This is a genomic window from Cysteiniphilum marinum, from assembly GCF_014857925.1.
In the GTDB taxonomy this organism is placed as follows: domain Bacteria; phylum Pseudomonadota; class Gammaproteobacteria; order Francisellales; family Francisellaceae; genus Caedibacter; species Caedibacter marinus.
The window spans coordinates 1-15,427 of sequence record NZ_JACYVZ010000022.1 but is presented as its reverse complement, the minus strand read 5'-3'; the positions used below and the strand labels follow the sequence as shown (position 1 = coordinate 15,427).

Sequence of the window (15,427 nt, the reverse complement as noted above, 5' to 3'; positions counted from 1 at the left end):
TAGTTTTTCTTCACCGCTGTTTCACAGCTGATGTGACTTACTTTTGGCATTGCCCCAAAAGTAAGCAAAAACGCTAGCCTCACAAATTTCTTAACGTTTTAAAAGCAGGTGCTTTGCAAACTCGTTACACTCAAACAGTGCAACGCACTAATCTGCTTTAAAAACTACAATTTGCTATGGCAATCTTTCCAAACATCACTATGTTGAATGCATAAAATAACACTTGATTGACAGACTGAGTGCCCATTAAAGTTCTGCTGAAGGTTTATCGGCTATATTAGCATATTGCTCATAAAAATTATGATAGCTTGATTTTAACCAGCTCATCACACCTAAACTTTTACCTTCAGCACGTTCTATCTCATCCTTTATTGCCTTACTTGCTTTATCAATATCTTTTACCACCCCTTCCAATGAGATGTATTGAGACAAATGATTAAAGCACGTTGTATTGCCACTTGCATCAGAGTTTTTATGGTTTATTTTCAGCGCTGACATAGCATAATGAATTAGCTGACGTTTTAACGTATCCGTAACCTCTCGATTCACTATAACCTGTTTTAAATCTATTAATAGTGCAATGCGCAAATCCTTTGGATCTGGTTCTGAATTAACTTCATTTTGATCCTTTTTATTATAATGGGTTTCATATAGAGTCGTCGTATTTCGCAATAAAAATTGATCCTGACTTAAAATAGAATATACCTTTTCATCTAATTTATTAGCATTATAAAAAGACTCTACTGCTTGTAGAAAAAGTGGATTATCTACGAATTGTTCTAAACGCTCATAACGTAAGATTTGCTCACGAACCTGCTCATTATCAATTACCTTGTTCACAAAATCACTTAGTCCGTTTCTGCAATAAAATACGCCGTTATCAGTAGCTTGGATTGGTGATAGTGTCGTTACAAGAATGTTTTGTTTTTGTTCAGGTGATAACTTGGCAGTTTGGGTAATCAACGTGACATAATGCCTAACTCCTGCCATTTGTCCAACAGCTAAATTTGCATTAATAGCAGAAATATTCATACTATTGTTCAACGTCATATTCCCAATAAGCAGTGTATTTTTTGCATCATTGGGTAGATCACTATTTAATATATGTGACACATATAGATCGATTGCCTTACGGTTACTTTGACGAAGTATTTGATATAAGACCGGAAGATTATGCTTGTCTTTTGCCAACAGCAATTCAACCTTCCAATCGTGTGGAAGCGTACTTGCTAGCACTTTTGAAAGATAGACATCTGCAAATGATAAGTTATTGCGGAGAAAACTAAAATACAAAGCGGGAGTATCATCACTCCTCGCATGCAACATATCAGTATCTGTAGACGATGAAATCCCAATATCTATTGCCCTTTCTATATCAGTCACATACACCACTAACAATTTATCCGAAATATCAAGAAGATCAAGCTGCTCAGCCATAGCTAACCGATTATGCTCCACATAACATCTATCGCGCCAATCTAGCTTGTACATATCACCTGATAAGATTTCAACCTGATCATTTTTGTTGCGAGTATACGATTGAATTGCAATAAGTGCTTCTTTGTCATCGCTACCACTCAACGGATTCATTGAGCTAATAATACTTTGCATTAATTCATTTGTTAAATCTCTTGATTCTTCAATTTTATCATGATTTACAAAGTACCATTGGCCATTATAATATCCAAGAAATACTGCATGATCATCACAATATAGCGTTAGCGCCAAAGGTTGATTACCCTCTGATAGGGTAGCCAAATCTATGATATATTGTTTCAACTGATCCGCATTGAAAAAAGCAACATCTGCCGTTGTCGGGTAATATCTTTCGCTACCATCGAATAGCTGTTGAGTTTCTAGAAAATTTTGAAGAGTGATTTGTGACAATAAATTTTTTCTAATATGATCATCCTTCCTATCCAAAGCAGTTGGTCCCATATATAATGAGATACTATCAAAATAAGGCTTAATTAAGAATGATATTTTCTCTTCCTCTGATGATTCAATAAATAATTCATCACTCGGCAATTCATCAATAGAATCTTTCACCCTTTTATTGTTAGTTTTTGCCTTATATTGTGCATTGTTACATAGCTTTGTAACCTCATCAACGCGCTTATGTTGAATAAAATCAATCACTTTTAGGTATTCATGTAAACGATTGTCTAAAGTTGCTGCCACAGCGGTATGCGCGATGCCATAGCAAACGCCTTGATCATTGGCAGGATATCCTAATGCTTTCATAGTCTTAATAATTTTGCTCATAACCCACCCTTCTTTCAGATTATTGACTGATCTTTGATATTGATACTTTCGTTACTCAACGATTGACTATTAGAGCGATACCCTTCAATCGTATAAGATGATGTATTATTACTTGAACTGCCTGTTGAATTAGTCAAGGTCTTAGAAAACACATTGTTCTTTGACTGCTCTAATTCAAACTTAACCTTTTCATACCCCTCACAAAATAAAGCCTCAAGTTGTTTATGCTTTTCATTTTTATCCGTCACTTTTAAATATTGCGCCCCTGCAACATAATCGCGCAATGCCCGATAAGGCACATAAGTCACATCACCTGCTTTGTTAGTTACCACCCCAAGACACCCTTTAAATAAATTGCGATAGCCCTGATCAGAATTAACAAGTGACTTGATTTGCGCTCCAGTCGTCGTCGTTTTACTACTTAAATAACGGTTGCTACGTTTGGCTAATGCGACAAGCAATAAAGACTGTAGATTATTATTATCCAAATCTAAAACACCTGATGCTTTTGCTTGGAAACGACTTAGCCCCATAATCTTTTGACATAATGAATCCTTAGTCGCACTATCCATTTTCTTGTCACTTATTTTATTGAGCACAACGCCCAATGCATTAACAGGTGTCGCCTCATTAGGACTTTCTGGCGCAGTCGATTGATAGATCTTGTGATTACAGAGACTAGAAACATCTTTGAGTTCATTCAACAGCACCTTTAATCGTACTTTATCTTGTAAAACCTCATGTATTTTAGCTTTATCCTCTATTGCCGTTTGTATCGAATCAGCTAAATGCTGCTTGATGCTCAATACCTTTTTATAATCATCTAACAACGATGCGATATATCCATCATCTTTACCTGAATTGATAACCCGTTGAAATCGCTTTTCATCGATGGTGATATTTTGCTGCTTTAGGTTACGATAAAACTCAAGCTGCATAAAACGTGCATGGTGTTTAATGGTGTTATAAAGATTCTTAGCGTATTTTTCAGCATCTTTTAATCCAGATATACCCGTATGTTGCGTGATTTTCGGGCACAACTCATTTGAATTATCAATAATACCTTGTATCAACTGGGTGTTTACTGTAATAAATTGTTTTTCTAGCTCCTTACCCAAATTTAACGAAAAAGCATGCGCATAGACACTCATCATCAACCCATTAATTGGTTGATAATAACGTCGCACAACCTGCTTATACATTTGGTCAAATAATGATTCTTTTCTATCAACAACGCTCCATTGATCAAGGTATGCATTTTGTAGCTGACCATCTTCTAATACCAATTGATCAAATTGGCCACTTTCAAAATACCCATAGCAATCAGGATCTTGCGCATGGAATTTTTTCATCAATGACTGAAGATAGCCAAAATCTCTTAGTCCAGCCCCTTGGTCACGACTGACAAACTTTTTTGTTTCGGTATTAACTGCCACATTACCACTATGATTACTGTAATTATAAACCAGCTGTGGGTAGAATAACGCTTGAGATAATCCGCTATAATCTTCTTTGGTTTTTTCAAGAATAAAATCTTCATAAACCTTAGGATTCCACCACTCATAAGGGATATATCGCTCACCATTTTTGCCTGTCCCCATATCTTCATGTAAATCTTTAGCAACAGAATCATAGGGCTGAATAACCCCTTGCAACCCTTCTTTAATATTCACTAAATCTGCCGTTATAACCGTATCTTTATCAGCTTGTGCATGATCCATTAACTGCGATATTATCTGACCACTCATCACTTCCGTAAATAACTCAACAGGATCTTTTGGTGTTTTCACAAAAAAAACTTGACCTCTAGATTTTCTGCCTTCATCACTATTTAAAAACTCGCGGAATGTTTGATTATTCCGTTTGTCTAATTGAGTGTATTGTTGATGGTAAGCTTCAATTACAGTCTTTGTTGCATAAATTCCCGAATAATTAATTTTTTTAGGGTCTAAACCATGATTATTCTTGCCTCCTACTGAGTTAAATAGTTTTATAAGTTGCATATCCTTATATTGCAAAGATGGCCTCTCTTTTGCTGTCTCCAACACCTCTTTCTGACTTGAGCAATCATTGTCCGTTGTTGAATAAAATACTGTATTTCTAATACTAGACTCAATACTAATTGAAGGCGTTTGATGTGTCTTAAGGATATCTTGGTATTCTTGTTCTCTATTATTTTTTTGATCGTCTTGAGCAGTTCTCTTAATCAAACTGCTATACTCGCCTAGCTTTTGCTCTAATTTTATTATTGACTCACTTAGCGATACAGACAAGTCATCAAACTCAGAAAAACCGCTGTTCTGTTGCGATAGATCATCGGCAGAATATCCCCTCTTTACGTTCTCAACATAAGCCACAATCATACGCACTTCTTCTTTAGCTTCAGCAACCATGGCAGATACTGTGGTAACATCTATCTCTGCGTCTTTTGTCACCTTTTCGGTACTTAACAGTGCCGTGAGCCAAGTCATCTTATCCAATAACGGGATAATATGGCGAAGTATCTCTTGAACTTTTTGAGGTTCTTGTTGGTATACTCCTGGTGTATTTTTGTTATATTCTAATGGCTTAAAGCTATCACTTGCTTTTAGCATATCATTATGTTTACCACTAAAATCTTGATACCTAAGCGTCTTATTGATTACCTCGTGTGAATCCTTTAACAATAGCATTATAGGATTTGCATGCGCTGTGTTACTATCTAGGATTTGATTCTTTGTACGATCATAAGTTCTACCCTTTACATAGAGAGTAAACCACGTAGAAATATTCGGATCATAGACCCTATCAGGCTCTACCATGAATGCACATAACACCATTTGAACCTGTTTTGTTGCTTCTTTTGAAATATCCTTAATATCAGCAAGCAAAGCAACGGCACCCTCACTGGTAAATTCATCCTCCAATACTGATTTAGCAGATGATAACTCAGTTTTAAGCCGATTCATTTGCGTTTGCAACACCTTTACACCTTGAGTGTTTGCACCTTTGAGAAATTTATCATCATATGTCTCCAAGAAAGCAATAAGCCCTTTAATTGCAAACGCATATGACTGATCAGTGGAATCAGCATCAACTAAATGCTCCACGATATAGTCACATACTTTTACCCATAACACCCACATGGGGTGGTCTTCATAATAAGTAGCCAGAGTATTATTCGCCCTCGTGGTAAAACCATTATATTGCGCCTGAGACTTTGGATAGAACTGATTAAAAATCTCTTGAATTGCTGACAAGGCATCGGCTAAGTGCCCCATATACCCTTTCAAGCGTAATCTGTGATGCGTAGTATTTCTCACGTTATTTTCCCAAGTTTTATAACTGGAATCATTTAACGTGGCATCATTCTTTACTTCTTTAAGCTTGTAATTTCCATCTTTATACTCAAACGGCAGCTCAAAATAGGGACATTTACGTGCTTTATCAGCTAGCAATTGTCCTGTGCCTTCATTTATAGGTAAATCATTATTAATGTGCTTCAAACCAATTAACTGTGCTACATAGTTTTGGTCATCATTATTGCTAAATATGCCCTGAGTTTTTTGATATTCAGACCACTTTTGATAGAGGGCTAGCCCATGGTATGTTCTTTCTAACATAGTTGAATTAGAATCAACTACTTTGATAGCATTTATCGCCATACCTAGATTTTTGAAAAAGCCATCCAAACAACTTTTACTCATCATATACTCCTTATCAGTTTTTCTTATCTGCTTTAATTGCATGCTAATAATTTATCTAATAAGGAGTGATCGTTAAGATTTTATCACTGCTAAAATGATACAAAAAAATACTTCATACCTACCGCAAATCACTTCCACCATGATGCGGCGTAGTTGTATATACTACCTGCTGCATTTGATGCCGCATCAATATATCCTTGGTGATCCAATTTATAGTCGATCTCTTCTTGTGAGAACACATCCTCTAACATATATCCTAGTTTATGATTGGTTGACGGTCGATAGGTTTTACTTGACAACTTCAGCGATTGACCAACGTGTTTAAACCCTTGACGCCCCAAAGGAACGGCTGATACCGGATCTTTGTAACGCCACAGACGAATGATATCTTGCCCATATTGCGTATTGATTTTTTCTGCTGTCTGCTGATCAAAAACACGTGGAGAATTAAACGTAATCAGGATCACTGCAATATTATCGCTTGCCGCACTCATATGTTTAATTGCATTGACTTTATCCGCAAAGGCCAAAGTTGCTGTAGCAGCGCCCAAACTATGACCGGTAAAAATAACTTTTATCTTTTTACCCTGCTGTAGTAGACCGGTCATCGCTATTTGCAATTTTGTCCAAAGCTCTTCTTTACTGTTATCATAATGTTGTTTAAATCCCCTATGCGTCTTGGCATCTTGAAACTCTTCAAGTTTGATATCATCCATAAAAAACTTGGTATCCTGTATTATATCAGCTCCATATTGTGTCCCATGAAAAGCAACAATAATTTCAGCCTGCTGGCTTTGCGCACTATGATTAATCACGAGCATACCATCACGCTTTTCTTCATGCTTCTGCGCGTCATAATAGAAGTGTGGGTTAGAGTAACCAAAGTATTTCACTTCATAACCATAAATATCTGTTAATACATGATGATAAAGTTTTGGATCAAATTTGTGCCTCTGCGCATATTCATTTTCGATACACTGCTTAGCATCATACTCCATAAAACAATTATGTACATGAATCTCCATTCTGCTGATAGTTAATTTGCGCATAAGATAACGATTGAAGTCCAACCGTCATTAACGTTACTAATGATAATTTTCTGATATTTAACTTTAGAGTCATTTATCCTCCTTACTGGATAGTTTAGCTAAAACACATAAGAGGGCAATCCACTGATTAAAAACATAATTAACATTTAAAAAAATCATCTTAACAATCAAGTAGATACTCCCTCACCAGTGCATGCTGCAATACAACATACAATAAGGATTCTAAATAGAGTCAGCTGCATAAAGTATTTACCTAATGTATCAATATGCATCGTTTTACCGCATACTTACACTGACTGGCATAATCAGCGATCCTAATATTAGCCATCGCCTTTATAGGCATACTTTGCTAAACTTCAAGCAAATATCAGTGACTGGCACCAACAAATGATAACAAAACGCAAAAAACTGCCCATCGGTGACTCTACCTTTAGTCAGATTAGAACGAGGAATGCCATTTATGTCGATAAAACTCGACATCTATTACAAATGATTAACTCAGGACGGTATTTCTTTTTATCGCGCCCCAGACGCTTTGGCAAAAGCTTAACGCTTGATACGTTAAAACAGCTTTTTTTGGGCAACAAAGCGCTATTTAAAGAAACTTTTGCTGAGACCAATTGGGATTGGGATATCACTTATCCTGTTATCCATTTAAGCTTTGGTGGGTCAAGTGCTTACAATAGTGAAAAAACAACATTAAATATTATTGAATTCACGCTAGAAGAGCATGCCAAGGCACATGGTCTGTCACTGCCGAAAAGAGACTATGGTTCTCAACTGCATTATCTAATTAGAGCATTACATGAAAAACATAACCAGCCTGTTGTCTTACTTGTCGATGAATATGACAAACCGATTTTAGATGTCATTACCGATGAACACAAAGCAACGCGCAATCGTGAAATATTAAAAGGACTCTATAGTGTGATCAAAGACAATGATGCACACTTAAAATTTGTTTTTCTTACAGGTGTAACCAAATTCTCTAAAGTTAGCTTATTTTCAGGGTTGAATAATTTAACAGACATTAGCCTTGATCAGCGCTATGCGGATATCTGCGGTTATACACAAACCGAGCTTGAGTCCTCATTTCAAGATTATTTAATCGATGTCGACAAAGATAAGCTTAAAAAATGGTATAACGGCTATAACTTTGCAGGTCATGCGCAGCAAAAGGTTTATAATCCTTATGATATATTGCTGTTTATCGATAAAGGTTATAAATACCATGATTATTGGTTTCAAACAGGCACGCCTTCATTTTTAATTGAGCTATTACAAAAATATCGCTATCGAGTCCCTGACTTTGAGAACTATCAGGTGCAAGCGAGCTTTATCGATAGCATCGATGTCAAAAATATCCCACTTGAAGCATTGCTATTCCAAGCAGGATACTTGACCATCAAAGAAGAAATAACCATTGGTATGCGAATCGGTTATCGCTTAAGTTATCCCAACCTTGAGGTCAAAGCCGCTTTTAATAACTGTGTCTCGCTCATTGGTACAAACTCACACGCCAACGCCGTCAATAATAGTCGCCTAAGTGACAGTCTACTTTCTGATGACTGGCAAGTGTTTTATGATTGCGTGGTCGCCCTGTATGCTTCTATCCCGAATGAATGGTATCGCAATAACCCCATTCAAGATTATGAAGGTTTTTATTGCACAGTCATCTATAGTTACCTAACCGCGCTTGGTTATGATGTAGTTGCTGAGGACTCCACCTCAATCGGACGCATTGATATATCGATTGTAATTCCTGATTACAAAGTGATTATTCTTGAGCTTAAAGTTGCTAATGATAAAGATGTCTCCAAAGAAGCTTTACAACAAATCATCGATAAAAACTATGCCCATAAATTTCTGAATATAGGGTTACCGATTTATCAAGTCGGACTTTCTTTTGATCAAAACACACGGGCAATCAATGGGTTTGAGATTGAGATTTCTAGATGACGAAAATTAGCCCTGACTTCATCATTGCTATTGGTTCTTCACCGCTGCTTCACAGCTAATGTGACCTTTTCTGCAAAAGGTTCCATACATTTTTGAAAAGCGGCCCTGCACAGTCCGTGTTACGGGCGTTTCACAGAAAAAACTTGCAGTAGCAGTTTTTAAAACCCTACTCAACCTTTTGGCATTGCCCCAAAAGTAAGCAAAAATGCTAGCCTTGCAAATTTCTTAACGTCCTTAAAGCAGGTGCTTTGCAAACTCGTTGCACTCAAACAATGCTACGCACTAATCTGCTTTAAAAACTAAAATTTGCTATGGCAATCTTCCTGCATATCACGAAGTCTTCGCTATCTATCAACATGATACCGATAGCTTAAACTAAATACCTTTGATCGACTGGTTTTATGCCCATTAAAGTTTTGTGCCAAATCCCATGGGGTTGGCATTAACAAAACTTTTAGGGCGAGCTTTTTGGTGACTTTTTTGCGGGAAAAAAGTCACTGCCATCAGCCACGTCAGTGGCGGGCATACTTAAAAGTCAATTGAATGTTTCCTGATTATCTCAGCATATGAGTTTAGGAATTTAGGAATTTAAAGAGAATATAAAATAAGCATGTGACGAAAATTAGCCCTGACCCCGTCACCAAGAAAAATACTAGGTGACAATTAGATTGACGCCTACCGAGCATCAGTCGAAGCCATTTCTTGATTCATTTTCCCATCGACCTCTTCAGGGTACGATCATTGATTATGAACGTTGGCTGAGCGTCAGTCGAAGCCATTAGTTGCCTCATTCTCTCCCTTCGACTTCGCTCAGACAAAAATCAGCTCTAAGCCACATGTCACACAAGTTATACCACTTTTTACCTCTCCCCTTGCGGGAGAGGTCGTGCAGCATAAGCTGCGCGGGTGAGGGGTATTAATCTTACTCTTTAGTTTACCTAACATGTAGAAGATAAGAACAAGCTAACTATAACATGCTTTTGCTACTTCATCTTTATAGAGTCCAAGTGCCTTTGCAAACTCTTGCTGATCCGCTGAAGCTGAATCAGCAGCAGTTGCAATATCCATAACTGAATGACCAGCACCTAAGGCATCGCGTAATTGATCAGCTGAATCCGTATTAAGTAAACCGTGTACTGTGATAATTTTATCAACTCCAACATTATCTAGATCAATAAGCCGATCACCGTTTAGCTGATCCAGTACTGAAATAATCGTGCTATTACCACGTGTTGAATCTGTGGTAATTAGTTCTTTCAAACGATTAATATTTTCAGGTCCTGACCATAATCGATCATGAGCTGAAACTGACGTGTTACCCTGATACACTAATTGATCATTCTCAATCAAACTCAACAGCCCATTTAATACAACCGCTCTGGTATTTGGATGACGATCAGTACCTCCCCCAGTATTCTCACCATTTGAAATCAATGCATGATATTTGATCGTTATGTTATCGTCTTGATGTGACGTTAACTCAACATTTGTTTTTGGCTGAATCACAAGATAAACCAAACGATTAGCACATCGCGTTTTTAGCGCCATAATTGGAAAGGTGTTTTCAACAGCCCGAAAGCCACCATATGATTGAATAGCGGGGACATTCATATTTAATCTTCTGTTGCGATGTCTCAAATTATGCTGCTCAATATTACCTGTACGCCACTGTAATCGCCCGTGCTCATGATCTTGTTGTAACTCAGCCGTTATCAAGGGGTCATTAACAACTGATACAGCAATTCTTTTTTGGGGAACTGTCACACCACTTGCCGTATTAGTCGCATTAACATCAATATATAGCTGCTGTGATTGGTAGTGATTGCTCACAGTTAAATCCTGCGCTGCCTCAGGCAAATTACCTTCAATGGTAAAATTGCAACTGCCACCATAATACATTGGACTTGTTTGACAATTATTATCAATCATTCTAAGACCTGATGGCAAAGAGATATTGATATCATATGACTCTGCACTTGTTGTAAAAACCCCTGGTCGACGCACTTCGATCTCATAGGTATTGTGATTGCCTCCTGAAGCAAAAAGTGCCTTGTGGTTATTCACATCAGTCACTAGATGAATTTCAGGACTGGTTATAACTGACGCCCCCGAAAATGGCGTAGTAATAGGTTGCGACTCAGTGACAGGATCAAACACAGAGTTTGGAGTGACAATGGGTCGTGTTTCTTCTTTACTATGATTTGGCTCAGCTATAGGATTCGTCTGAGTGTTATTAGCGCCGTCGCCTCCGCCTCCGCAGCCTGCCAATAACGCAAATGGCAGAATAATCGTTAATGTTGATTTTAATCTTAGTTTTAACAATAGCATTATCAGCACTCCTTAATATTGAGTTATTTATAGCTATCAGGAGATACAATTTTAATCTTCACAGACACCAAGATCGATAACATATCACTGCTCAAATGACATAATTTTGATCCGTTTTAACCAATCAATTTTTTAGTTCGGTAACTTTTAATTTAATTCAATTCGTATCAATTTTCACATCTAAGTTTGCCGATTTATCAAGTCGGACTTTCTTTTGATCAAAACACACGTGCAATCAATGGGTTTGAGATTGAGATTTCTAGATGACGAAAATTAGCCCTGACCCCGTCACCGAGTGAGAACCAGTCGACACTGTTGATTGTAATCCACTTTCCCTTCGACTTCGCTCAGGGTAAGACCATTGATTATTAACGTTGGCTGAGCGTCAGTCGAAGCCATTTCTTAATTCATTTGCCCATCGACCTCTTCAGGGTACGGCTAATACAAAAATCAGCTCTAAGCCACACGTCACACAAGTTATACCACTTTTTACCTCTCCCCTTGCGGGAGAGGTCGTGCAGCATAAGCTGCGCGGGTGAGGGGTATTAATCTTACTCTTTAGTTTACCCAACATGTAGAAGATAAGAGCAAGCTAACTATAACATGCTTTTGACACTTCCATTGCATATAGCCCCAATGCAGTTAAAAACTCTTCCTCATCCGCTGATGCTGTAGCTGAATCAATAGCATTTGCAATATCCATAACTGAATCACCAGCGCCTAAAGCACCGCGTAATTGATCAGCTGAAGCTGGATTAAGTAAACTGTGCACTGTGATAATTTTATCAACCCCAACATTATCTGGATCAATAAACGGATCACCGTTTAGCTGATCCAGTACTGAAATAATCGTGCTATTACCAGCAGTTGAATTTGTAGTAATCAATGCTCTTAAGCGATCAATATTTTCAGGTCCTGACCAAGTACTATCATGAGCATTGATCTGTGTTGATTGAGTAATTGGCGTCTGCCCTTCTTCACGTAACGTGAGCTCACCATTAAGCACTTTTGGATTGCCCGCGACACCACTTGTAACACCATCAGCAATCAAGGGATGATATTTTACTGTAACATTATCGTGATTACCAGTAGTAGCTAATGCTCGATCTAGCTTTTGTTGAGCAACAAAATAAATCAGTGTATTGCCACAGCGCGTCGCCATCGCTAATGGTGTATTCGTCGTTTCACTATCATAAGTATGAATCAATGGCACGTTAAATGGGTAAACAAAGGCAGCACCAGAAATAGGGTCATTCCAAGCACCGTCGCTCTCCTGACTAATATTCGCAGTATGGTAGGCATTACTCAAGAATGTACCAATATTTGTACCCGTTGCTGCTGATACTTGTGTGATCGCAGGTAGACTAATGAGTGAAACTGAAATGGTTTTACTTAGCTTTTGCCCTGTCGCTTTATTGGTTGCCTCAATACTCACACTCATTGTCTCAGGTTGGTAATGATTACTAACATTTGGTGTAGGTATCGATGCATTATTCGCTTTAACACTAAACTCGCATGTTGCACCATAGTGCAGTGTACTGCCATGACACTTATTAGCCACAATAGTTAAATCGGAAGGTGCTGTGATATTAATGGTATAACCATCACCTCCAGTCTCCATAACACCTGGTCTGCGAATATCTAAGGTATATGTGTTTTGACTCATGCTAGGGGCTAGCAATGCTGCTTGATTATTAGCATCTGTTGCAATATGAATGACTGCTGCAGTCGCTGACGGATCAGCTGCTGGCGAATTATTGTTGTTATTAGTGCTACTTCCACCGCCACCACAACCTACCAGCAATAGTAATGGTGTAATAATTACTGATATTTTTTTAATTTTAGTCTTTAACATCAACACGCTATGATCTCCTGAATATTTGTTTTTTTTACAATGTGTTACTGCAAATAAAATTTTAATCTTAATACAAAGCAGAGATCTATTCTCAATAACTACTCAAATGACATAATTTTGACCCGTTTTAACCAATCACTTTTTTAGTTGATCTCAATGTTATCCTCTTTCAACTGGTCGAGATAATGCGCTGAGGTGGTATACGGCGTTATCTGTTTCTTTTCAAGATCAATGACCAAACAGCCATTATTATTATACTTAATATTACTTCCGTCACCATAGTAGCCTGCTTGTTTCTTATAGTCATTATAGTATCGTGTATATAGATAGCTTACCGTATGCCCAGTCATATGTTTGTAAGTATTCATACCAAAAGATTCAGGCTTTACCCTAAAATAATACTTCACCTTTTTTTTATCTTTTTTATCTTTTTTATCTTTTTTATCTTTTTTATCTTTTTTATCTTTTTTATCTTTTTTATCTTTTTTATCATTACTATCTTGGTTAGATACTCTACTTTGGAATAAATCAACCATCTCATCAGTATCTGAAAATAGTGCATCAAGATAATCAAGCTTGCGTTCAGGCTGACCAGAGTTCAAATCATGGTAACTCATATAAGGTTTCGGATACGAAAACACCACATGCCTAAAAGTCTCATGTTCACTTGATATATAGTCTTTGGGGTCCAAATCATACCCCCAAGTAAGATCTCCATGCGTTGATTTGCGCCCATATACTTTGTTGTTATCACGCAAGTCCTTCATATACTTGTAAATAGCTTTCGCTTGATCATAATCCAGCCCCATAATAATCGCAACACCACGTTCAAAGCGACCATATTTTGGCGCGTCAACGCTAGAAACACCTTCAATTATAACGCTAGCATCAATCACCTCGGTCTCGATACTCTTAATATCTGTATCAATCACATGATTATTAGTATGATCATCAGTGTGCTGATTGAGAGGTTCAACGTCGCGATTAACTAGCTCTTTTATAAATTTTTCAAAGGTATATTTATTTGTATTGCTAATTTGTTTAATAAAACCTTTATCTTTTCGCCTAGGTTTATTAGTCTTTTCATCGTCAATACTTTTATCTAAATGAGCGGCTTCAATATGCCAATTATCGTCACTTTTGATAAATACAAAAGTATCTAGATCAGATGCATTATCAACATATGCCATGACGGGAGATGGCTCTGCACCATCAATAAATAGCCGAGCTTCTTGCACATCACCGTATTCTTGGTCTTTAAGCTTTGCTAAAGAGCTCTTCACACACTCGTCACTTAAAACAGGAACTATTCCTAGCTCCTCATGTTTTTCCAATTGTAACTGACATGACAATTGATTTTTTACATTCCTGCCCTTACCCGCAGCTTTTAAAACAATTGTTTCTTTAACGATCAATGGCTTTGTTTTTGACTGCTCTTTTGTTGGTATTGCGTTGTTTCTTGCAGAATAGCCATGGTAGTAATTATAGTGGTCATCAAACTCACTTTTACACTCGACCATTCTATCTTTACTGATTACTTTTCTGACGCAGTGGTTCTCTTGATCATATTCGAGCTTAAGTTGAACATCATTGCTACAATCACGTTTTTCAGCACGTGGTCTAGATACATCTTCTACATATTTGTACTCAAAAGGCTTTTTCTGAGCTAAATCTTTTGAATGATGCACATAACCATACTCACGCTTATTTGCCAAAGTCTCTATGCTTTTATGATCACACTGAGGTTTTGCTAATACATCACATTCTTTATTAATTTTAGATTTGCTTTTATCACACTTAATAACATTGTTCTCTCTGTCATAACCGCGCTGAATCTTAGGTTTTTTGTTTATAATTTGATAATACTCAGATTGATTATCTGGTTTAACAGTTTGTTCACTAGAATCAACAACTGATCGTTGATTTAAATGCGTATGCATGTAGTCATAATCAAGCATCTTATTGTCAGCTTTATACTGTTTACAAATACGATTTTCATCTAAACTAACATGTCCCCAATTTGGCGGTCTCTTAAGTAACTGCTGCTGAATTTCTTCGTATTTTAGACTATCTTTATCTCTCGACTCTGATTGTTTAGATATAACCTGCTGTATATCAACTCTTAATTTAGGTTTTGTCTTATAACTTTCTTCAAAACGTAAGCGCTCCATGAACCCACCTATTTACCTAGCAAATAATGTGGTATGTAGGTCTATGCCGTCCTCTTCTGGGCAGATTTTAATTTAGGTAAATGCGCTGAAGCATATTTTGGTGTAAGCATTTCA

At 37.3% G+C, this 15,427-nt stretch carries 7 protein-coding genes; 1 reads left to right on the top strand and 6 read right to left on the bottom strand.

Going from position 1 to position 15,427, the window contains the following annotated elements:
* Window positions 1-246: 246 nt before the first annotated feature.
* The 3 genes from IE867_RS09815 to IE867_RS09805 all read right to left on the bottom strand — a co-directional run bounded on the left by IE867_RS09815 (window position 247) and on the right by IE867_RS09805 (window position 6,976).
* On the bottom strand, window positions 247-2,181 hold the full coding sequence (locus IE867_RS09815; protein WP_192484550.1) for a hypothetical protein: 1,935 nt from the start codon (window positions 2,179-2,181) through the stop codon (window positions 247-249).
* A 98-nt stretch (window positions 2,182-2,279) separates the two neighbouring features.
* The gene (locus IE867_RS09810) at window positions 2,280-5,954 is read right to left on the bottom strand and encodes a hypothetical protein (protein ID WP_192484549.1); all 3,675 of its coding nucleotides are present in this window, start codon (window positions 5,952-5,954) and stop codon (window positions 2,280-2,282) included.
* Window positions 5,955-6,079: 125 nt separating this feature from the next.
* The gene (locus IE867_RS09805) at window positions 6,080-6,976 is read right to left on the bottom strand and encodes a lipase family protein (RefSeq protein WP_192484548.1); all 897 of its coding nucleotides are present in this window, start codon (window positions 6,974-6,976) and stop codon (window positions 6,080-6,082) included.
* A gap of 411 nt (window positions 6,977-7,387) precedes the next feature.
* On the opposite strand from IE867_RS09805, the gene IE867_RS09800 reads away from it, so the two are divergent.
* The gene (locus IE867_RS09800) at window positions 7,388-8,959 is read left to right on the top strand and encodes an ATP-binding protein (RefSeq protein ID WP_192484547.1); all 1,572 of its coding nucleotides are present in this window, start codon (window positions 7,388-7,390) and stop codon (window positions 8,957-8,959) included.
* Between the two features lie 963 nt (window positions 8,960-9,922).
* Here IE867_RS09800 and IE867_RS09795 read toward each other — a convergent pair.
* The 3 genes from IE867_RS09795 to IE867_RS09785 all read right to left on the bottom strand — a co-directional run bounded on the left by IE867_RS09795 (window position 9,923) and on the right by IE867_RS09785 (window position 15,313).
* Window positions 9,923-11,287, bottom strand: coding sequence for a hypothetical protein (locus IE867_RS09795; protein WP_192484546.1), 1,365 nt, complete (start codon window positions 11,285-11,287; stop codon window positions 9,923-9,925).
* 592 nt (window positions 11,288-11,879) lie between these two features.
* On the bottom strand, window positions 11,880-13,142 hold the full coding sequence (locus IE867_RS09790) for a hypothetical protein (RefSeq protein WP_192484545.1): 1,263 nt from the start codon (window positions 13,140-13,142) through the stop codon (window positions 11,880-11,882).
* A gap of 143 nt (window positions 13,143-13,285) precedes the next feature.
* Window positions 13,286-15,313 carry a hypothetical protein gene (locus IE867_RS09785; protein WP_192484544.1) on the bottom strand — a complete coding sequence of 676 codons (2,028 nt, stop codon included), beginning with the start codon at window positions 15,311-15,313 and terminating at the stop codon, window positions 13,286-13,288.
* Between the last annotated feature and the right edge of the window lie 114 nt (window positions 15,314-15,427).